The 20,076-nt window shown below is 68.7% G+C and carries 20 protein-coding genes and 1 tRNA gene; 9 read left to right on the top strand and 12 right to left on the bottom strand.

Annotated elements, in window-relative coordinates; genetic code table 11:
* The first annotated feature begins 71 nt into the window (after window positions 1-71).
* A complete protein-coding gene (locus ACFVM3_RS18665) occupies window positions 72-587 on the top strand; it encodes an RICIN domain-containing protein (RefSeq protein ID WP_378440143.1) in 516 nt (171 codons plus the stop codon).
* Between the two features lie 76 nt (window positions 588-663).
* Here ACFVM3_RS18665 and ACFVM3_RS18660 read toward each other — a convergent pair whose 3' ends face one another.
* From ACFVM3_RS18660 to ACFVM3_RS18640, 5 genes are all read right to left on the bottom strand, one after another.
* Window positions 664-1,914, bottom strand: coding sequence for a beta-ketoacyl-[acyl-carrier-protein] synthase family protein (locus ACFVM3_RS18660; protein ID WP_378440141.1), 1,251 nt, complete (start codon window positions 1,912-1,914; stop codon window positions 664-666).
* A gap of 40 nt (window positions 1,915-1,954) precedes the next feature.
* Window positions 1,955-2,200: an acyl carrier protein gene (locus tag ACFVM3_RS18655; RefSeq protein WP_004559006.1), complete on the bottom strand. Its 246-nt coding sequence runs from the start codon at window positions 2,198-2,200 to the stop codon at window positions 1,955-1,957.
* Between the two features lie 68 nt (window positions 2,201-2,268).
* Entirely contained in the window at window positions 2,269-3,252 is a 984-nt protein-coding gene (locus ACFVM3_RS18650) for a beta-ketoacyl-ACP synthase III (protein WP_378440139.1), read from the bottom strand.
* On the bottom strand, window positions 3,249-4,175 hold the full coding sequence (locus tag ACFVM3_RS18645; RefSeq protein WP_378440137.1) for an ACP S-malonyltransferase: 927 nt from the start codon (window positions 4,173-4,175) through the stop codon (window positions 3,249-3,251). Before ACFVM3_RS18645 ends, ACFVM3_RS18650 begins: the two co-directional genes overlap by 4 nt.
* A 284-nt stretch (window positions 4,176-4,459) precedes the next feature.
* Window positions 4,460-5,674, bottom strand: coding sequence for a CdaR family transcriptional regulator (locus ACFVM3_RS18640; RefSeq protein ID WP_126736013.1), 1,215 nt, complete (start codon window positions 5,672-5,674; stop codon window positions 4,460-4,462).
* A gap of 327 nt (window positions 5,675-6,001) precedes the next feature.
* Between ACFVM3_RS18640 and ACFVM3_RS18635 the strand changes: the two genes are divergently transcribed.
* Both ACFVM3_RS18635 and ACFVM3_RS18630 read left to right on the top strand, forming a co-directional pair.
* Window positions 6,002-6,739: a hypothetical protein gene (locus ACFVM3_RS18635; protein WP_378440135.1), complete on the top strand. Its 738-nt coding sequence runs from the start codon at window positions 6,002-6,004 to the stop codon at window positions 6,737-6,739.
* Between the two features lie 215 nt (window positions 6,740-6,954).
* Complete coding sequence (locus ACFVM3_RS18630) at window positions 6,955-7,593, top strand: nicotinamide riboside transporter PnuC (RefSeq protein WP_378440197.1); 639 nt, start codon at window positions 6,955-6,957, stop codon at window positions 7,591-7,593.
* A 74-nt stretch (window positions 7,594-7,667) separates the two neighbouring features.
* Here the strand turns inward: ACFVM3_RS18630 and ACFVM3_RS18625 are convergent, their stop codons facing one another.
* Window positions 7,668-8,879, bottom strand: coding sequence for an alpha-hydroxy-acid oxidizing protein (locus tag ACFVM3_RS18625; protein WP_378440133.1), 1,212 nt, complete (start codon window positions 8,877-8,879; stop codon window positions 7,668-7,670).
* Between the two features lie 125 nt (window positions 8,880-9,004).
* Window positions 9,005-11,800, bottom strand: a complete 2,796-nt coding sequence (gene aceE, locus ACFVM3_RS18620) for a pyruvate dehydrogenase (acetyl-transferring), homodimeric type (protein WP_378440131.1) — start codon at window positions 11,798-11,800, stop codon at window positions 9,005-9,007.
* A gap of 401 nt (window positions 11,801-12,201) precedes the next feature.
* Between aceE and ACFVM3_RS18615 the strand changes: the two genes are divergently transcribed.
* From ACFVM3_RS18615 to ACFVM3_RS18600, 4 genes are all read left to right on the top strand, one after another.
* On the top strand, window positions 12,202-12,633 hold the full coding sequence (locus tag ACFVM3_RS18615) for a DUF3052 domain-containing protein (protein ID WP_034311133.1): 432 nt from the start codon (window positions 12,202-12,204) through the stop codon (window positions 12,631-12,633).
* Between the two features lie 77 nt (window positions 12,634-12,710).
* Complete coding sequence (locus tag ACFVM3_RS18610; protein ID WP_037342406.1) at window positions 12,711-13,172, top strand: peroxiredoxin; 462 nt, start codon at window positions 12,711-12,713, stop codon at window positions 13,170-13,172.
* A 39-nt stretch (window positions 13,173-13,211) separates the two neighbouring features.
* Window positions 13,212-13,283 (top strand) — tRNA-Val (locus ACFVM3_RS18605).
* Between the two features lie 47 nt (window positions 13,284-13,330).
* On the top strand, window positions 13,331-14,275 hold the full coding sequence (locus ACFVM3_RS18600) for a GNAT family N-acetyltransferase (protein WP_378440129.1): 945 nt from the start codon (window positions 13,331-13,333) through the stop codon (window positions 14,273-14,275).
* 434 nt (window positions 14,276-14,709) lie between these two features.
* On the opposite strand, the gene ACFVM3_RS18595 is transcribed toward ACFVM3_RS18600, so the two are convergent.
* A complete protein-coding gene (locus tag ACFVM3_RS18595) occupies window positions 14,710-15,213 on the bottom strand; it encodes a carboxymuconolactone decarboxylase family protein (RefSeq protein ID WP_378440127.1) in 504 nt (167 codons plus the stop codon).
* A 14-nt stretch (window positions 15,214-15,227) separates the two neighbouring features.
* Between ACFVM3_RS18595 and ACFVM3_RS18590 the strand changes: the two genes are divergently transcribed.
* Window positions 15,228-15,746 (top strand): MarR family winged helix-turn-helix transcriptional regulator, encoded by a 519-nt coding sequence (locus ACFVM3_RS18590; RefSeq protein WP_378440125.1) that lies wholly within the window; start codon window positions 15,228-15,230, stop codon window positions 15,744-15,746.
* On the opposite strand, the gene ACFVM3_RS18585 is transcribed toward ACFVM3_RS18590, so the two are convergent.
* From ACFVM3_RS18585 to ACFVM3_RS18575, 3 genes are read right to left on the bottom strand one after another with little or no spacing between them, the layout of a single operon-like run.
* Window positions 15,743-16,159, bottom strand: coding sequence for a cupin domain-containing protein (locus ACFVM3_RS18585; RefSeq protein ID WP_378440124.1), 417 nt, complete (start codon window positions 16,157-16,159; stop codon window positions 15,743-15,745). The two genes, ACFVM3_RS18590 and ACFVM3_RS18585, sit on opposite strands and share 4 nt — an antisense overlap.
* Before the next feature lie 41 nt (window positions 16,160-16,200).
* Complete coding sequence (locus ACFVM3_RS18580) at window positions 16,201-17,697, bottom strand: AMP-binding protein (protein ID WP_378440122.1); 1,497 nt, start codon at window positions 17,695-17,697, stop codon at window positions 16,201-16,203.
* Window positions 17,694-18,302 (bottom strand): TetR/AcrR family transcriptional regulator, encoded by a 609-nt coding sequence (locus ACFVM3_RS18575; RefSeq protein WP_378440120.1) that lies wholly within the window; start codon window positions 18,300-18,302, stop codon window positions 17,694-17,696. The genes ACFVM3_RS18580 and ACFVM3_RS18575 overlap by 4 nt, the downstream gene beginning before the upstream one ends.
* A 63-nt stretch (window positions 18,303-18,365) precedes the next feature.
* On the opposite strand from ACFVM3_RS18575, the gene ACFVM3_RS18570 reads away from it, so the two are divergent.
* On the top strand, window positions 18,366-18,857 hold the full coding sequence (locus ACFVM3_RS18570; RefSeq protein ID WP_378440118.1) for a DUF1453 domain-containing protein: 492 nt from the start codon (window positions 18,366-18,368) through the stop codon (window positions 18,855-18,857).
* Here ACFVM3_RS18570 and ACFVM3_RS18565 read toward each other — a convergent pair.
* On the bottom strand, window positions 18,854-20,032 hold the full coding sequence (locus ACFVM3_RS18565) for an aminotransferase class V-fold PLP-dependent enzyme (RefSeq protein ID WP_378440116.1): 1,179 nt from the start codon (window positions 20,030-20,032) through the stop codon (window positions 18,854-18,856). The two genes, ACFVM3_RS18570 and ACFVM3_RS18565, sit on opposite strands and share 4 nt — an antisense overlap.
* Window positions 20,033-20,076: the final 44 nt, after the last annotated feature.

Below are 20,076 nucleotides of genomic sequence, written 5' to 3'. Positions count from 1 at the left end.
GACGCAGCACTCCCGGCCAGTCTCGACGCACCAGGCCGCGATCGGCGGCACCCAGGGAGACGAGGGGAATCATGAAGGCCAAGATCATCGGACTGCTGAGCGCCGCGCTCGCGGTGACGGCGCTGGCCGCCCCGCCCGCGGGCGCGGACGGCTACTACCGCGTGCGCAACTACGGCAGCAACAAGTGCATCCAGCCGCATCCGAACAACCCACTGGCGGAGCTCGCGGCTGTCGTGCAGATGCCCTGCAACAACAACGCGGTCCAGAAATGGGCGATCGTCCCCAACACCCACGACACCGTTTACTTCGTCAACCAGGCCAGCGGCTTCTGCCTCAACGTCGTTGGCAAGAACACCAACCGGGCCCCGGTCAACCAGGTGGAATGCAACGACAACAGCAACCAGCGGTGGATCCCACCGTTGGTGGTCCCCAACGCCGTGCCGAAATTCATCTACTCCAGGGTCGGCGGCGGCGACAACACGATCCGGTGCTTGGACGCCAAGGGGGAGACCGCGGATCTCACGCAGATGCAGATCTACACCTGCCAGAACGACCATCCCATGACGCATTGGCTCATCCACCCCTAGTCCGGCCCAGAGATACGTGAAGGCCCCCTTCACCGCGTTAGACGCGGTGAAGGGGGCCTTCACGTACTTGCCGGAATCAGGCCGCCGGGGTGAACAGCAGCGCCGTGTTGTGCCCGCCGAAACCGAACGAGTTGCTGATCGCCGCGCCCAGCTCGACCTTGCGCGCCTCACCGGAGACGACGTCGAGCTGCACCTTCGGGTCCAGGTCTTCGAGGTTCAGTGTCGCCGGGATGAGCCCGTGGTAGATCGCCAGGATCGTGGCGATGCCCTCGACCGCGCCCGCACCGCCGACCAGGTGGCCGAGCGCGCCCTTGGGAGCGGTCACCACGACGTGGTCGCCGATGGCGTTGCGGATCGCGGCGGCCTCGCCGACGTCGCCGACGACCGTCGAGGTCGCGTGCGCGTTGACGTGGCCGACGTCGGCAGGGGAGACCCCGGCCATCGTCATCGCCTGCCGCATGGCGGCGATCTGGCCGACGCCCTCCGGGTGGTTGCCCGTGATGTGGTACGCGTCCGAAGTGATCCCGTACCCGCTCAGCTGCGCGTAGATCCGCGCGTTGCGGGCCTTGGCGCGGTCCGCCCGCTCCAGGATCACGACACCGGAGCCCTCGCCGAGGACGAAACCGTCACGGTTCACGTCGAACGGCCTGGACGCCTTCGTCGGGTCGTCGTTGCGGGTGGACACCGTCCGCGCCTGGGCGAAACCGGCGAGGGTGATCGGGTGGATGCACGATTCGGCACCACCGGCGACCACGACGTCGGCCCGGCCCGAGCGGATCATCTCGTAACCGGCGGCGATGCCTTCCGCGCCCGACGCGCAGGCCGAGGCGGGCGAGTGCACGCCGGCCCGCGCCTTCAGATCGATCCCGACGTGAGCGGCGGGGCCGTTCGGCATCAGCATCGGCACGGTCAGCGGGGAGACCTTGCGGAGTCCCTGCTTGTGCAGAAGGTCGTTCTGGGAGATCAGGGTGACCGGACCGCCGACACCGGTACCGATGGTCACCCCGAGGCGCTCGGGTTCCACATCCTGATGCTCGTCGGTCGGCTGCTCGAAGCCCGCGTCCGCCCAAGCCTGCCGGGCGGCGATGAGCGCCACCTGTTCACAGCGGTCCAGCCGCCGGGCCTGGACCCGCGGCAGGACTTCGGACGGGTCGACGGCGAGCATGGCGCCGATCTTCACCGGCAGTTCGAGTTCGTCGACCCAGTCGGCTTCGATACGGCGGATCCCGCTCGCCCCGGCGAGCAGGCCGTCCCACGTGGACGCGACGTCCCCGCCGAGCGGCGTGGTCGCGCCCATCCCGGTGATCACGACGTCGATGTTGCTCATTGGAGTCTCCCCAAGGTCGGCGCCAATCAAGAAGTCGGACTTACTTGGAGTTGGCCGACACGTAGTTCACCGCGTCGCCAACGGTCTTCAGGTTCGCCAGCTCGTCGTCCGGGATCTTGACGCCGAACTTGTCCTCGGCCTGGACAGCGATCTCCACCATGGACAGCGAGTCGATGTCGAGGTCGTCCACGAAGGACTTCTCGGCGGTCACGTCGTCCTGCGCCACACCGGCGACCTCTTCGACGATCTCGGCGAGGCCGGCGAGGATCTCTGCGTTGTCTGCCACTGGTTGTTCCCTTCTCGGTGATGCTTTCGGCTGCCCTGCGGACACGGTGTCCACAGGGGAAGTATTCATCACGGGCAGACGAAGGCCTGGCCCGCGTAGGAGAGTCCGGCACCGAAGCCCACGGCGAGCACGACGTCGCCCGGTTTGGCGGTCCCGGCCTGGCGCATATGGTCCAGCGCCAGCGGAATCGACGCGGACGAGGTGTTGCCCGAGTACCGGATGTCGTCGGCGACGACCATGTCTTCGCGCGCGCCCTTGGCGCGCAGCTTCTTGGCGATGGCCTCGACGATACGCAGGTTGGCCTGGTGCGGGATCAGCACGTCCACATCGGACGGTTCGAGCCCGGCGAGTTCCAGCGCCCGCATGGCGATCGGTGCGATCTGCGTGGTCGCCCAGCGGAAGACCGACTGGCCCTCCTGGTAGATCCACTTGTCGTCGCGCATGTAGATGAGGTCGACGTGCTCGCCCGCGCTGCCCCACGCGACCGGGCCGATCTGCGCGGTGTCGGCCGCGCCGACCACCGCCGCGCCCGCGCCGTCGGCGAAGATGATCGCGTTCGCGCGGTCGACCGGGTCGACGTGGTCGGTGAGCTTCTCGGCGCCGATGACGAGCGCCTTCTTCGCGCTGCCCGCGCGGATCAGGTCCGAGGCGACGCCGATGCCGTAACAGAACCCGGCGCAGGCTGCGTTGAGGTCGAACGCGGCCGGATGCGTGATGCCGATCCGGTCGGCCACCTGTGCGGCGGCGTTCGGGATCAGGGTGGGCATCGTGCAGTTCGGCAGGATGACCGTGTCCACTTCGGACGGGTCCACGCCGGCGTCCGCCAGCGCGGCGGTGCCCGCCTTGACCGCCATGTCGACCAGCGACTCGTCCTTCTCGGCGAACCGGCGCTCGACGATGCCGACCCGCTCGCGGATCCACTGGTCGTTGGTGTCCATGATCTTCGAGAGATCGTCGTTGGTCACGATCTTCTCGGGCTGGAAGCTCCCGACACCGAGGATGCGGGTCCCGGCGGCGCCCGGCGCCTGCCGCAAAGTGGATCGGTCGGTCACGAAGCGTCCTCCTGCCCCTGAAGCTTCGCCAGTTCGGCCGGCGTCTTCAGAGCGATCGTGGTGGTCACGGTTCCCTTGAGCTGCCGCTTGACCAGCCCGGTCAGCGTGCCCGCCGGCGGAAGTTCGAGCGTCGAGGTGACACCCGCGGAGACCAGACCGTCCATGGTCAGGTCCCAGCGCACCGGGCTCGTGACCTGCTTGACCAGCCGGTCGAGGTACTCCGCCCCGCTGGTGACGACCTGGCCGTCGGCGTTCGACAGCAGCGGACGCTTCGGGTCCGCCGGGGTGATCTTCGCAGCGTGGGCCGCCAGCGCTTCACGCGCGGGTGCCATGTAGGAGGTGTGGAACGCGCCCGCGACCTTGAGCGCGCGGACCTTCGTGCCCTCCAGCGGCTCGGCCACGATCTTCTCGATCGCGTCGGCGGCGCCGGAGGCGACGATCTGGCCGGCGCCGTTGCGGTTCGCCGCGGCGAGGCCGTGGCCCTCGAGCCACGCGACGACCTGCTCCGGGTCGCCGAGCATGACCGCGGCCATGCTGGTGGGCTCCAGCGCGCACGCCTTCGCCATTTCCGCGCCGCGGACGGCGGCGAGCGCGACGGCGTCTTCGGGGCTCAGCACCCCGGCGACGGCGGCGGCCGCCAGCTCGCCGACGGAGTGACCGGCGACCGGCGCGTCCGCGGCGACCGGGGCCTCGCGCTGAAGCTGCTCGAACGCCAGCAGTGACAGCGCCACGATCAGCGGCTGGGTGATCGCGGTGTCCTGGATCTCTTCGGCGTCCGCTTCGGTGCCGAGGCGGACGAGGTCGAGACCGGCTCGCTCGGACCAGGCTTCGACGCGCGCGCGGGCGCCGTCGAGCTCGAGCCAAGGGGAGAGCATGCCTGGGGCTTGGGAACCCTGACCGGGGGCGAGGACTGCAACTGTCACCCCATTAGAGAACACTCTCGGCCACCATGGTCGTGATGCCGACGCTCACCAAGTCCGGCCGACGTAATTGTCGGAACCCTCCAAAAGCGCCTTCCTGATCTCCACGCTTAACCCAAAAGCCTTGTCGGGTTCAACCAGCTTTCCCTATGAGGTCTATCACTGCGCAGAGTTACCTATCTACACGGTTTTCCAGCGGGGCCGAAGGCTCCCTTCACCGCATCAGACGCGGTGAAGGGAGCCTTCACGCCATGCCACATCGCGGACCCCGCGCACCGTCCCGCCGGCTACCAGAGGCCGCGGGCCCGGGCCAGCCGCCCGACGGTCAGCGCCACCTTCAGCACCCACGCGTCCCGCGATTCGGCGGCGTGGCGGCCGGTGAGTTCGGCGGCCTTCCGCAGCCGGTACCGGACGGTGTTCGGATGCACGAACAGCGTCCGCGCGCAGGTCTCCAGGACGCCGCCGCTGTCGAGGTAGGTCTCCACCGTCCGCAGCAGTGCCGGGCCCGCTTCCTCCAGTGGCCGCGCGATCTGCTCGACGAGCAGGCGCTCGGCCTCGGGGTCGCCGGACAGCGCCCGTTCCGGCAGCAGGTCGATCGATCTCGCGGGCCGCGGCGCGCCGGGCCAGCCGACGACGGCGCGCAGGCCGGAGAGCGCCTCTGTCGCGCTGTGGTGTGCTTCGGCGAGCGTGGGCACCGTCGGCCCGGCGACGACCGGCCCCTCGGCGAAGGCGACCGAAAGCTTGGTGAGGATCTCGCGGTCCTTGACGCTGCCGTCGGTGGGCCCGGCGACGACCACGACCAGCCGGGAGCCCTGCACCGAGAGCAGCACCGGGCGCCCGACCCGCGCGGCGCGGCTGCGCACTTCGAACACGACGGCGGGCGGGTCGTCCGACGTCGGGGTGCCGACCAGCGCGGTGGCGGGCGCGGCCGGATCCCAGCCGAGCGCGGCGGCGCGGGAGAGCACCGCTTCCTCGGCGTCGCCGCGGACGATGCCGTCGACGACCAGCGCTTCCAGCCGCGCGTCCCAGGCGCCCCGCGCCTCGGCGGCGGCCGCGTAGGAGTTCGCGGCGGCGAAGGCGATCTCCCTGCCGTAGCGCAGGATCCCCTCGATCAGCGCGGCGCGTTCCGCCTCGTTCGCGGCGAACTCCGGCAGCTGCTCCTCGAACACCTCGATCGCCAGCCGGACCATGCCGACCGCCTGCCGCAGGCTCACCCACCGGGAAAGCTCGGCGGGTGCTTCGCGGAAGGCTTCCGTGGTGAGGGAGAGGGCCTCCTTCGTGTCGCGAAGCCAGTCGACGAAGCCGGCGGCACCCGCCTGGGTGATCAGCAGGACGCTCGCGCGCTGGTCGGCGGGAAGACGGGCGAACCAGCTCAGCCGCTCCTCCATCACCGCCACGCTCGCGCTCGCGAGCCGGCCGGAGGCGTGTTCGAGCCGCCGGAGGGTCTTGGCGGACAGCCCGTGGTGCTTGGGCACACGCCGTCCGGAGGTCGCATCAGCCATGGTCAGCCGATCCTAGTCGGCCGGGCAAAGGTGGCCTTCATCCTGCGGCCCTTTGTCACTCCAGTCCGAAGTGGACGGACTGTGGCGAATTGCGAAAAGAGTTCGCGTAAAACTCGAGGCCGCCCGGCGCGAGCGTTTTTCGCTGCGCCGGACGGCCTCGTCTCCCCGGTCCCCACCGGTGGAACAAGTATGGGACTTGTCGATCTTTTCCCGCTAGCTCACTCACTCGATCGTGGGTTATCGAGTTGCCGGTGCGGGGCTGGTGGTCAACGATCCCTCGCAAGCCGCACCGGGTAGGTCGCGGATGCGCAGAGGAGGGAGTTCGCCGTGGGCGAGCAGCTGAAAGACGGTCTGGGGCAAGCATGGAACCTTGTCGCCACCTTCGTGCCGAAATTGATCGGTTTCCTGATCATCCTGTTGATCGGCTGGCTGATCGCGAAAGCCGTGTCGAAGGCATTGGGACTGGTTCTGTCGAAGATCGGTTTCGGCAAGCTCATCGAGAAGACCGGACTCACCGGAACGCTCAAACAGGCGAATGTCGACGCCGGCGGGATCCTCGTCAAACTCGTGTACTACTTCATTCTCCTGATCGCGCTGCAGCTCGCGTTCGGCGTATTCGGTGAAAGCAATCCGGTCAGCGCGCTGCTCAACGACATCATCGCGTTCCTGCCGCGGATCCTGGTGGCACTGGTGCTGGTGATCGTGGCGGCCGCCGTCGCGAAGGTCGTCCGCGACCTGGTGACCGGAGCGCTGTCCACCCGGCCCGCGGGACGGCTGCTCGGCACGATCGCCTACTGGATGATCATGGCGTTCGGCATCATCGCCGCACTCGGCCAGGTGAACATCGCGACCGCGATCACCGGACCGGTCCTGATCACCGTCCTCGCCACCATCGGCGGCGTGATCGTCGTCGGCTTCGGCGGCGGCCTGATCAAGCCGGCGCAGGACCGCTGGCAGGGCTGGCTGGCCACCCTTCAGGGTCAGCTGGAGACCGGGGACGCCAAGCAGGAGGTCCGTTCGGAGCCGCCGACTTCGCCCGTGGGCATCGGTCGCGTAGATTCCTGAGCATCCGCGCGGGCCCGGTGATCGAGGAAGGCACCGGGCCCGCGTGGAGTCGAAGGGCCCGTCGTCGCGGAACACGCGGTGGAGGGCCCTTTTTCGCGCCCGGTGAGAGCTCCTCAGCGTCTCTCGAGCCACCTGCCTGTTCCGCACCTCACACTCCCTAGGGAATGAGGCCGGAACGGAGCATGTTGGAGCGGGAGACGGAGAGGGGCGCGGACGTGGACTTCCTGCTGCACAACGGTGTCACGGTGCTCGGACAATGGATTTCCTTCGCCGAGCTGGCGGGGCAGATCTTCGCGCTGGCCGTGGTCTTCCTGGCGCAACGCCGCACGTTGTGGACGTGGCCGGTGCAGGTCGGCGCCACCGTGCTGCTGTTCTCGGTCTACCTCTCCGCGCATCTCGGCGGGCTCGCGACCAGACAGATCGCGATCCTCGCCATCTCGATCTACGGCTGGTGGGCCTGGTCCCGCCGCAGCGACCCGGTCTACGGCGTCGTCGTCCGCAAGGGCACGCTCCGCGAGCGCCTGGCGATGATCGGCGCGTTCGCGATCGGCACCACCGCGATGGCACTGGTCCTCGACGCGCTGAACGCGTCCTGGGCGCCATGGCCGGACGCCGCGATCTTCGTCGGCACGCTGGTCGCCTTCGCCGCGCAGGGCGCGGGTCTCGTCGAGTTCTGGCTGGTGTGGCTGGTCGTCGACGCGATCGGCGTACCGCTGCAGCTCTCCTCGGGCCTGTACTTCTCCGCGGCGGTCTACATCGTGTTCGCCGGGCTGGTCGTGCACGGCTGGTGGAGCTGGAACCGGACGGCGAAGCAGGTCCGTACGGCGCCGGCCGGAGTCACCACGGCCGCCTGACCCCGCGTTTCGTCCTCTGAATGCGGTGGTTGGCGACGCGAACCACCGCATCCAGAGGACGAAACGCGTGCGGGTCAGCGCATGGTGGCGTGCGACGGGTTGAGGTCGGCGAGGGTGCGGACGCCCAGCAGCTGCATCGTCCGGACCATCTCGGCGCGCAGGATGTCCACGCACCGCTGAACCCCGCGCTCGCCGCCGGCCATCAGGCCGTAGAGGAACGCGCGCCCGATGAGCACCGCGTCCGCGCCGCGCGCGATCGCGGCCACGATGTCGCCGCCGGAGAGGATGCCGGTGTCGACCCACACCTCGGCGTCGCCCTGGATCTCGTCGAGCACCGCGGGCAGCAGCTCGATCGGGGTCGGCGCGCGGTCGAGCTGACGGCCGCCATGGTTGGACAGCAGGACCGCGTCGGCGCCGTGCTTGACCACGTCCCGCGCGTCGTCGACGTTCTGGATGCCCTTGACCACGAGCTTGCCCGGCCAGGTCTGGCGGACCCAGTCGAGGTCGTCGAAGTTCAGGGTCGGGTCGAAGAGCTGATTGAGCAGTTCGGCGACCGTGCCGTCGAACTGGCTCAGCGACGCGAAGGTCAGCGGCTCGGTGGTCAGCAGGTTGAACCACCACGCCGGATGCATCGCGCCGTCGACGAAGGTCTTGAGGGTGAGCGCGGGCGGGATGGTCAGCCCGTTGCGGACGTCACGCAGCCGCGCTCCCGCGACGGGGGTGTCCACCGTCAGCATGAGCGTGTCGAACCCGGCGGCCCAGGCGCGATTCATCAGATCTTCGCCCGCCTTGTGGTCGCGCCAGACGTAGAGCTGGAACCACTTGCGGGCCTCGGGGGCGGCCGCCGCGAGGTCTTCGATCGACGTCGTCGCCATCGTCGACAGGCCCATCGGGATACCGTTGCGCTGCGCGACGCGGGCCACCGCGGCCTCGCCCTCGTGGTTCATCATGCGGGTGAAGCCGGTCGGCGCGAACGCGAACGGCAGCTCGGAACGCTTGCCGAGGATCTCCTTGCCGGTGTCCACATCGGACACGCCGCGCAGGACGTTGGGGTGGAATTCGATGCTGCGGAAGGCCTGCCGGGCGCGGCGGAGGCTGTCTTCCAGCTCCGCGGCGCCGTCGGTGTAGTCGAACGCCGCCCGCGGTGTGCGCTTGCGGGCGAGCATCCGCAGGTCGGCGATCGTGTGCGCGCCTGCCAGCCGCCGGTCGGTCGGATTGAGCACGATCGGCTTCGGCCGCAGGATCTGCTTCAGCTCACTCGGCTTCGGCAGTCGACGCTTGGTCACTCTCGCTCACCTTCCTGCTTACCCCCAGAAACATCCGATGTCTAACCCTAGCCGCTCCGCCGCCGAAGGCAATGAAGGGGCCTTTCATCGCAAATCTCGCAATGAAAGGCCCCTTCGTCTCAGCGTCAGGCGCTGCCGGAGTCCGACAACTGCGGACCCGCGGCGGCGACGTCGTCGAGGCGGTACTTCCGCGCCGCCTCGGCCACCTTCGCCCGGTCGAACTCGCCGCGCTTGGCGAGCGCGCTCAGCGTGCCGACCACGATCGACTGGGCGTCGACCAGGAACTTCCGCCGGGCGGCCGGGCGGGTGTCGGAGAACCCGAACCCGTCGGTGCCCAGCGTCAGCATGTCGTTCGGCACCCACGGACGGATGAGGTCCGGCACGGCGCGCATCCAGTCCGAAACCGCGACGACCGGCCCGTTCGTGCCGGACAGCTTCTGCGTGATGTACGGCACACGTGGGGAGTCGCCCGGGTGGAGCAGGTTGTCGTGATCGACCTCGACGGCCTCGCGCCGCAGTTCGGTCCACGACGTGGCCGACCACACGGCCGCGCGTACGCCCCACTCCTCGGCCAGCATCTGCTGGGCGCGGAGCGCGTCCGGCATGGTGACGCCCGAGACCAGGATCTGCGCCTCCGGGCCCTCGCCCGCCGGTGCGTCGGCGTACTTGTAGAGCCCCTTGAGCAGGCCGTCGACGTCGAGGTTCTCGGGCTCGGCGGGCTGCTGGTATGGCTCGTTGTAGATCGTCATGTAGTAGAAGATGTTCTCGCCGTTGCCGTCCGGCCCGGTCTCGCCGTACATCCGGCGCAGACCGTCCCGCACGATGTGGGCGATCTCGAACGACCACGCCGCGTCGTAGGCCACGACGGCCGGGTTGGTCGCCGCCAGCAGCAGCGAGTGCCCGTCGGCGTGCTGAAGGCCCTCACCGGTCAGCGTGGTGCGGCCGGCGGTGGCGCCGAGCACGAACCCGCGGGCCATCTGGTCCGCCGCCGCGTAGAGGCCGTCACCGGTCCGCTGGAACCCGAACATCGAGTAGAAGATGTAGATCGGGATCATCGGCTCGCCGTGCGTGGCGTACGAGGTGCCGACGGCGGTGAACGACGCGGTGGAACCCGCCTCGTTGATGCCCTCGTGCAGGATGACGCCCTTTTCGGACTCCTTGTAGGCCAGCATCAGGCTCGCGTCGACCGACGTGTACGTCTGGCCGTGCGGGTTGTAGATCTTGGCCGTCGGGAACATCGAGTCGAGACCGAAGGTGCGCGCCTCGTCCGGGATGATCGGGACGATCCGCTTGCCGATCTCGGAGTCCTTCGCCAGCTCGCGGACGAGCCGGACGAACGCCATCGTGGTGGCGACCTCCTGCTTGCCCGAGCCCTTGCGGATGCCTTCGTAGACCTTGTCGCCGGGCAGCACGAGCGCCTTCGAGGCCTTCGGGCGCCGTTCCGGCAGGAACCCGCCGAGCGCCTTCCGGCGGCCGATCATGTACTCGATCTCCGGCGATTCCTTGCCGGGGTGGTAGTACGGCGGGAGCTTCGGGTCGCGCTCGAGTTCCTCGTCGCTGATCGGGATGCGCTGCGCGTCCCGGAACAGCTTGAGGTCGTCGAGGGTGAGCTTCTTCATCTGGTGCGTGGCGTTGCGGCCCTCGAAGGACGGGCCGAGGCCGTAACCCTTGATGGTGTGGGCCAGGATCACCGTCGGCTGGCCGTGGTGCTCCAGCGCCGACTTGTAGGCCGCGTAGACCTTGCGGTAGTCGTGCCCGCCGCGCTTGAGGTTCCAGACGTCGGCGTCGGTGAGGTCCTTGACCAGCTCTTTGGTCCGCGGGTCGCGGCCGAAGAAGTGCTCGCGGACGAACGCGCCGTCGTTGGCCTTGTAGGTCTGGAAGTCGCCGTCCGGCGTGGTGTTCATCAGGTTGACCAGCGCGCCGTCACGGTCGGCGTGCAGCAGCGAGTCCCACTCGCGGCCCCAGATGACCTTGATGACGTTCCAGCCCGCGCCGCGGAAGTACGACTCCAGCTCCTGGATGATCTTGCCGTTGCCGCGCACCGGACCGTCGAGCCGCTGCAGGTTGCAGTTGATCACGAAGGTCAGGTTGTCGAGGCCTTCGCCGGCGGCCACGTGGATGAGGCCGCGCGATTCCGGCTCGTCCATCTCGCCGTCGCCGAGGAACGCCCAGACGTGCTGGTCGCTGGTGTCCTTGATGCCGCGATCACGCAGGTAGCGGTTGAACCGGGCCTGGTAGATCGCGTTCATCGGGCCGAGGCCCATGGACACGGTCGGGTTCTCCCAGAACTCAGGCATCAGCCGCGGGTGCGGGTACGACGGCAGGCCGCCGCCCTCGCCGGCGTGCGAGAACTCCTGGCGGAAACCGTCCAGCTGGTTCTCGGTCAGCCTGCCCTCGAGGAACGCGCGGGCGTAGATGCCGGGGGAGGCGTGCCCCTGGATGAAGATCTGGTCGCCGCCGCCCGAGTGGTCCTTGCCGCGGAAGAAGTGGTTGAAGCCCACTTCGTACAGCGCCGCGGACGAGCCGTAGGTCGAGATGTGCCCGCCGACGCCGACGCCGGGACGCTGCGCGCGGTGCACCATGATCGCGGCGTTCCACCGGATGTAGGCGCGGTAGCGGCGCTCGATCTCCTCGTCACCGGGGAACCAGGGTTCGTTCTCGGTGGGGATGGTGTTGACGTAGTCCGTCGACGTCAGCGCCGGGACGCCGACGTGGCGTTCCCTGGCCCGCTCGAGGATGCGCAGCATCAGGTACCGGGCGCGCTGCTGACCACCCCTGGCCAGCGCCTCGTCGAAGGAGTCCAGCCATTCGGCGGTCTCCTCCGGGTCGATGTCGGGCAGGTGCGCCGCCAATCCGTCACGGATGACGCGGACGCGTGCCGGGGTCTCCTTGCCGGAGGCGCCGTCGTTCTGCGGGGCCAAGGGGTCTCCTTGCGAAAGGTGGTAGCTGGTTGTGCTCGTACGCGGGCGTGTTCGCCTTCCATCGTCGTCCTCCGGTCCCGTTCTCGTCACCGCTACTGATCGGTAACGTTCGCGGACCCGATTGCGACACGCCTCGCACGCGCCTGTATTCGCGCGCGCGTTTTCTCCCCCACCCTAAAGCAGGGCGTTCGGAGGCGCCCAGGCGCGCCCGGATTGACCCGTGAGAGTGGGCTGAATGTCCGTACGCCGCGACACGAGTTGTTCAAGATCCGGTGTGGACGGTTGCGCGGATCGCTTCACCAGTGTTCGCTAACGGGCATCGTGTACCCGAGTGTGGTGCCCGCCCGGCCGATCCGGCCGACGCGACACCACGCTCCGTCGTAGTTGGAGGAGTGACAGCAGTGGTCGCCGCGGGAGACGCTGATCAGAGCAGCGTCGCCGAAAGGCTCGGGATCAAGCCGGACATGGTGGTCCAGGAGATCGGCTGGGACGAGGACGTCGACGACGACCTTCGTGCGGCGATCGAGGAACAGATCGGCGGCGACATCCTCGACGAGGACGCCGACGAGGTCATCGACGTGGTGCTGCTGTGGTGGCGCGAAGACGACGGTGATCTCGGTGACACGCTGATCGAGGTCCGGACTCCCCTGAACGAGAACGGCGTGATCTGGGTGCTGACCCCGAAGACGGGCCAGCCAGGGCATGTCGAGCCGAGTGAGATCGCCGAAGCGGTGCCGCAGGTCGGGCTGGCGCAGACGGCCAACATCAGCGCCGGTCCCAAGTGGGCGGGCACGCGGCTGGTTTCGCCGAAGTCGTCCAAGACCAAGCGGTGACCTCTCCGGGCGCGCGATCGACACGATAGGGTTGTCGTCGCAGGCCCCTGTTCGCTCTTTGAGAGGAAACCGCCGGTATGGCCGTCGAGGTCGGATCGCAAGCCCCGGACTTCACGCTCAACGACTACAACAAGCAGTCCGTGACGCTGTCGTCCTTCAAGGGCGAGAAGCCGGTCCTGCTCGTGTTCTATCCGTTCGCGTTCAGCGGCATCTGCACCGGCGAGCTGTGCCAGCTCCGCGACGAGTTCGCGGACTACGACGGCCAGGGCGTCCAGGTCATCGGTGTGTCCGTGGACACCCCGTTCTCGCTCAAGGCGTGGGCCGAGCAGGAGGGCTACCAGTTCCCGCTGCTTTCGGACTTCTGGCCGCACGGTGAGGTCGCGAAGGCCTACGGCGTCTTCAACGAGGCGGCCGGTCTGGCCACCCGCGGCACCTTCCTGATCGACAAGGACGGCGTCGTGCGGTTCGCCGAGGTCAACCAGCCCGGCGAGGCGCGCGACCAGCAGGCGTGGAAGAAGGCCGTGGCCTCGCTGGCCTGAGTCTTCACCGGTGGCACCCGCGCGCGGGTGCCACCTCCCGGGCGCATAGCTCAGCGGGAGAGCACTCGGTTTACACCCGAGCGGTCGTAGGTTCGATCCCTACTGCGCCCACCGAAAACCCGGCGACAGCCCGCACGCGCGGCGCTACCTTCGGCCGCATGCACGACCTCACATGGCGGCCGCTCACCCCGCGGGACGCCCAGGCGTCGGCCGACCTCCTCAACGCCATGGAGGCCGTCGACGGGATCGGCGAGAACTACACGGCGGAGGACACCCTCCAGGAGCTGATCGACCCGTACGCGGATCTGGAGCGGGCGAGTCTCGCCGCCTTCGACGGCGACGTGATGGCCGGTTACGTGAAGATCCGCTTCAAGCCGTCCGCGGAAGAGGTCCATCGGGTCTTCCTCGACGGCGGAGTGCATCCCGGATATCGCCGCCGGGGTATCGGCGGCTCGCTCGTCGACGCTGGTGTGGCGGCGGCCAAAGTGGTGCACGAGCTGCAACACCCGTCGGCGAAGCTCGTGGTGGACGTCAACCGGCCAGAGCACATCGCCGGTTTGGCCGAGCTCGTCCGTTCCCGGGGTTTCGTGCCGGTGCGCCACTTCCAGCGCATGGAGCACTCGCTCCGTGTCGTCGACGGTCCGGTGATTCCGGAAGGGTTCCGGATCGAGCCGTGGTCGGAGCGGAACGACGAGGATTTCCGGAATGTCCGGAACGAGGCATATCGCGACTACTGGGGTGCCGTGCCGATGCCCGCCGATCTCTGGCGGAACAAGATCACCAATCAGACCTTCCGGCCCGAGGTCAGCTTCCTGCTTCGTGACGCCAACCGCGCGGCAGGCGTGCTGGTGGCCATGAGCTGGGACGCCGACACGGAGGCCACCGGTGTCCGCGATGCGCACTTCATGGTGATCGGAACGCTTCGGGAGTATCGGCGCCGGGGAGTCGCCGGAGCTCTGATGGGGCACGCGCTGCGATCCGCCGCCGCGCGGGGATACGACCGCGCGAGTGTGAACGTGGACTCCGCGGATCCGTCCGGGGTCTTCGAGAACGCCGGTTTCGCGACGACGACGCGCTACGTGCGCTGGGCGCTCGAGGTCTGACGCGCCACGCAGTTGGTCGACCAAATGCGGAGCGAGGTGAGAGTCGTCCGCCTGGACACGCGTGTCGTCCATCCCGTCACACGAGACCGCCACCCGGCGCTTCGTACCGGCGATGGGCTGGGCACTCGGGTTCTGACATCGTGGCGGCAGCGCTGCCGCAATCAGTCGGCTGAATGCGGCCGAGACACGTGAAGGCCCCCTTCCCTCGGCTGAGCCGAAGGAAGGGGGCCTTCACGCACCCCCAACACCTGTGGAACGTTTCGGTTTCGGCGGTCTGGTCTGCCCCCTCGGCAGGCCAGACCGCCGGTGTGCGCCGCGCCGCGGGTGGCGAACTTTCGGCTACACAAGAGAAGAGACGGTCGGGACAGCCCAGATACATCAAGATCGGCGGCCATTGGAGTGATTCGGCCGCGAGGGGTGATCACGTAGAGCGACTAGGCGCGAATGAGCCGGTTCGCCAAGGTCGACATCGTGTAGGCCCCGATGCCCATGACGACTTCGAGGGCGTTCCGTTCGGTGTATCCGTGTCCGAAGAAGGTCCGCAGGGTTTCGTCCTCGACGGCGCCGGCGGTGTCGAGGACGGCGAGCGTGAACCGCCGGACGGCTTCCAGTCGCTCGTCGGGCACCGGCGTCTGCGAGCGAAGCGCCGCGATGACGTCGTCGTCCGCGTGGAGAGCCTTCAGCTTGCCGGTATGGATCTCGACGCACACTTCGCAGCCGTTACGGGTCGCCACGGTCATCACGACCGTCTCCCGCGCGAGGGGGCCGAGCGTCGTCCGCTCGAAGCTCGCGCTCAGTTTCAGGAACCCGTCGAGCAGTTCCGGTGACGACGCCTGCCTGGCGACGGCGGTGGGGAGGTGGCCGAACTTCCGGATGGTCGCCTCCATCGAGCGACGCGAGGCTTCGGGAGCGGTTTCGACGGTGTGATCGGTGAACAAGGCTTCCCCTTAAGATGGTCAACGTGGTTGACGAAAAGGTAAACCAAGTTGTCGATCCCGGCAACCGTGTTTCGGACCCGCCCGGCTTCGAGCTGCCGCTCCTGCTGTTCGCGGGCTTCCGCTCGATCATCGACCGGATGCACGCCGAGCTGGCCGAACAAGGGCATCCCGACGTCCGCCCGGCGTACGGCTTCGCCATGCAGGCGATCGGCCGCGAGGGCGCGACGGCGAGCGAGCTCGGGCGGCGGCTCGGCGTCAGCAAACAGGCGGCGGGCAAGACCGTCGACAAGCTGGAGCAGCTCGGCTACGTCGCGCGCGTCGACGACCCGGCGGACGCGCGCCGCAAGGTCGTGCGGCTCACCGCCCGCGGGTTCGACTCGCTCGGCCGGACGGCGGCGATCTTCGAGGAGTTGCGCAAGGAGTGGGCCGCCACGCTGGGCGTCGAAAGGGTTCGCGCGCTCGAAACCGACCTCCGCACGATGGCACCGTCGGAGGGCTTCCGCCTCGACGTCGCCGGCTGGTTCGGGGCCTAGAAGGGGCAACCGGGGTTGGGCGCGTCCCGCGACAGCGGGCTTCCGTGCGGCAGCACGTAGAGCACCTCCAGCACCACCGGTGCCGTCCCGAGGTTCCGTCCGATGTGGACGGTGTCGCTCGGCTCGGTGAAGACGGCGCCCTCGCGGTACAGGCCGTCGAGCGCGCAGTCTGCCGAGTTGTGCGTCAGCGTGCCTGCCTTGACGTACGCGTGCAGCGTGCCGTCGTGGTAGTGCCAGCCGGTGTAGCCACCGGGCTGGATGACGACCTCGCGCAGCACGTAGTCCGTGCCCCCGACCGTCCTCTGGTGGAAGATCGTCCCGGTCACGCCGGATCCGGGCGTCGCGTCGGCCGTCGCGGGGACGGCCAGTGCGAGAACGAGAGTGGCGAGCAGTGTGGTCACGGACCGGCGCATGAGCGAACCGTACCGCGATCGGCACTGCCCGAAAGGGCCGTTCAGTCCGCCCGAAGCGTCCGCCGCAGCATCTTGCCGCTCTCGGTCCGCGGCAGCCGCTCGCGGAAATCGAACCGGCGCGGCGTCTTGAACCCGGCGAGCTCGGCTCGGCAGTGCTCTTCGAGCCGCTTCGCCAGCGCGGCGTCCCCGATCGTCCCCTGGATCGGTTGGACGACCGCGACGACCCGTTGCCCCCACTCGGGATCCGGTTCGCCGATCACCGCGACGTCGGCGACGTCGGGATGGCCCAGCAGCCGCGCCTCGATCTCGGCCGGGTAGACGTTCACGCCACCGGAAAGGATGAGATCCGTCCGCCGGTCGCGCAGGAACACCCGCCCCGCGGTGTCGAGATAGCCGACGTCGCCGACGGTGACGAACTCCCCGGAGCGCGCGGCGGCCGTCTTGCCCGGATCGCCGTGATAGTCGAATTTCGTGTGCGCGGAGCTGAAGTAGAGCGTCCCGGTCTCGCCGGCGGGGAGCTCGCGGCCGTCGTCGTCGAGCACCTTGACCCGCACGCCGTCCAGCGGCGTGCCGACCGTTCCCGGCTCGGTGAGCCAATCGCGCGCGTGCACGGCCGTGATCAGGCCCTCGGACGCGCCGTAGTACTCGTGGACCACTGGTCCGAGCCAGGCGAACATCCGCTCCTTGACCTCCCTGGGGCAAGGCGCGGCACCGTGGATGACGGAGGTCAGGCTCGACAGGTCGTACCGCGCGCGGACGTCTTCGGGCAGCCGCAGCATCCGGTGGAACATCGTCGGCACCAGATGTGTGCTCGTCACGCGGTGCTTTTCGGTGAGCCGCAGTGTTTCCTCGGAGTCGAACCGGTCCATCAGTACGAGCGTGTGCCCGAGATGCAGGATCGCGGTCGAGAACATGCCCGGCGCCGCGTGGTAGAGCGGGCAGGCGACGAGGTGCACACCGTGCCCCGGCCGGACGTCCAAGCGTTCGAGGACGTTCGCGTGGATCGGGTGCAGCGCGGGCGGCCGCCCGGACAGCGCGCGCCGGACGCCTTTGGGGCGTCCTGTGGTCCCTGAGGTGTAGAGCATCGTCTGGCCCGCGGTCCGTCGGCCGGGCGTGGTGGCGGGCCGGTCCGCGCCCCACGCCGCGTAGTCCGCCCAGCCGGGCGTCTCTCCGCGCGAAAACCGGTGCAGGCCCTGTAATTCCGCGGTACACGTGGCGGCGATGTCCGCGTCCGCGATGGCGGCCTTGGCGCCGCTGTCGGCCGCGATGTAGGCGATCTCACCCGGTGAGGACCGGTGGTTGACCGGCGTGAAGTACATCCCCGCCTGCAAGGTCGCCAGCAGGAGCTCGTAGTAGGTGAGTCCATTGTGGAGGATCGCGACGATGCCGTCGCCCTCGCCGAGCCCGAGCGCCCGCAAGGCGTGGGTCAGCTGATTCGCGCGCGCCGACAGTTCGCCGAAGGTGGTCTCCCGGCCGTCAACGTCGATCACCGCGACGCGGCCGGGATCGTGGGCGGCGATCTCGTAGAACGTGGTCATTCCGGGCGCCGCAGGCTCTCCAGATGCCGCCGGAGCACCGCGCGCATCAGCTCCGGCGACGTCCGGCCTGTCGACAACGCGAGCCCGTCCAGCAGCGCGGCCAGCCGTTCGGTCTCCACGGCCAGGTCGAGGCCTTCGAGGAGACCGCCTGCTTCGTTCGCGCCGTCGAGCACCCGCCGGACGAGGGCGCGGACCCCGTCGTACATGCGCGCGGCCTCCTCGGCGAGATCCGGGCGATTCTTCGCGGCGGCCGAAAACGCCAGCCAGACATCGGTTTCGGCCCTGGTCTGCTCGGTGAGCGGGAGTAGTTCGCCGAGCAGCGCTTCGGTGATCTCCTGCCGCCGTGAGCGCGGTGTCGCGGGGTCGAGCAGTTCGGGGAGATGCCGGAGCAGTCTCGCTTCGAGCCGGTCGGCGAGTGACCGCATGGCGAACACGATCAGCTCGTCGTGGCCGCGGAAGTAGTGCCGCACCGAACCGATCGCGAGACCGGCCTCCTCGGCCACGCTCCTGAGCGACGCCTGTGCGACACCGTCGCGCTGGATCACCCGGAAGACGGCTTCGGCTATCTCCAGGCGCCGGGCATCGGGGTCGACGATCTTGGGCACGTTGCCTTTATAGCACGACCTTGCTACTTTATTTGGCATGGTCATGCTACAAAGGGGGAGTCCATGCGGACCTGGTTGCTGATCGCGCTGGCGGTCGCCGTGGTGATCGTGATCGTCGTGCGGAGGTTGCGCGGGGAACCGCTGGTCGCCCGTGAGGTGTTCGGGGCGCCTGTGATCCTGCTCGCGATCGGCGTCTACGGCCTGGTCAAGCTCGAAAGCTTCACGTTCACGGACGGAGCCTGGCTCGTGCTGGGTTCCGTCGTCGGGTGCGGTCTCGGAGCGGTGCGCGCCACCACCACGAAACTGTTCGAGCGCGACGGCGTGCTGTGGTTGCGCTACACCGGCTGGACGTTCGGCGTCTGGGTGCTGTCGCTCGTGGTGAACTTCGGGATCGGCTTCCTGGCCACGCTGGCCGGGGCGCATCCCGACGCGCGGCCGGTCACGTTGTCGATCGGTGTCAGCCTGCTGGGGGAGGCGTTGGTACTCGGTAGGCGCGCGAAGACGACGGGGCTGCCGTACGCCCCGCCGTCCGAGTCGGTGCCTTCGCGCCGCTAGGCCAATTTCCCGACTTCGCCGACGAGGAGGGCGATGTCGTCCTCGGTGTTGAAGTAGTGCACCGAAGACCGGACCAGCGGCGGTAATCCACGCTCGACGAAATCGAACTGGGCGGATGTCGCTTCCGTGACGCTGACGTTGATCTTCGCCGCGGCCAGACGCTGTTTCACTTCCTGTGACGGCGTTTTCGCCACGCTGAACGTGACGATCCCGCACTTGCGTGTGCCTTGGTCGTGCACGCGGACGCCGGGGATCTCGTGCAGCGCGTCGCGCAGTTTCGCCGCGAGAGCGGCGACGCGGGCTTCGATGGCGGGCATACCCCATTCGAGGGCGTAGTCGATCGCCGCGCCGAGGCCGTGCAGAGCGGCGTGATCGCGTTCCCAGACCTCGAACATCTTCGCCGTCGGATCGACTTCGTAGGTTTCGGGCGCGGTCCACGCCGCCGAATGCAGGTCGAGCATCGCGGGCTCGACGCGCTCGCGCAGCCGCGGGTGCGCGTAGAGGAACCCGGTGCCCCGTGGCCCGCGCAGGTATTTGCGGCCGGTGACGCTGAGGGCGTCGCAGTTGAGGCGCGCGACTTCGAGGTCGATCTGGCCGGCGCTCTGGCACGCGTCCAGCAGGAACGGGATCCCGGCCTCGCGCGCGACCGCGCCGATCTCCTCGGCGGGGTTCACCAGCCCGCCCTGGGTCGGCACGTGGGAGACGGCGATCAGCTTGACGTCGCCGTCGACGCGGCGCTTGAGGTCCTCGACGTCCAGTTGCCCGGTCTCGTCGTTGTCGACCACCTCGACGACGGCGCCGGTGCGCTTCGCGATCTGCAGGAAGGAGATGACGTTGCTCGCGTACTCGGATTTCGCCGTCAGGATCCGGTCGCCCGCGGCGAACGGCAGCGCGTAGAAGATCGCCTGCCATGACCGGGTGGCGTTGTCGGTCAGGGCGATGTCTTCGGGGTCGGCGCCGACGAGGCGCGCGGCCGAGGCGTAGACGCCGTTCATCCGCTCCGTGGTCGCCGAAGCCTGCTCGTATCCGCCGATCAGGGCTTCTTCCCGCAGGTAACCGACGACGGTGTCGGTCACCCGCGCGGGCGGCAGCGACGATCCGGCGTTGTTGAGGTGGACCACCTCCGCGCAACCCGGGGTCTCGGCGCGGGCGCGGTGCACATCGAAGTCCGTCATGCCTAACTGAATACAGTACGGTCGAAGTGCATGCAATACTGCAC

The organism is Amycolatopsis sp. NPDC057786 (genome assembly GCF_042797905.1).
In the GTDB taxonomy this organism is placed as follows: Bacteria; Actinomycetota; Actinomycetes; order Mycobacteriales; family Pseudonocardiaceae; genus Amycolatopsis.
The sequence above is the reverse complement of the archived record's forward strand: the minus strand, read 5'-3'. Positions and strand labels throughout refer to the sequence as shown.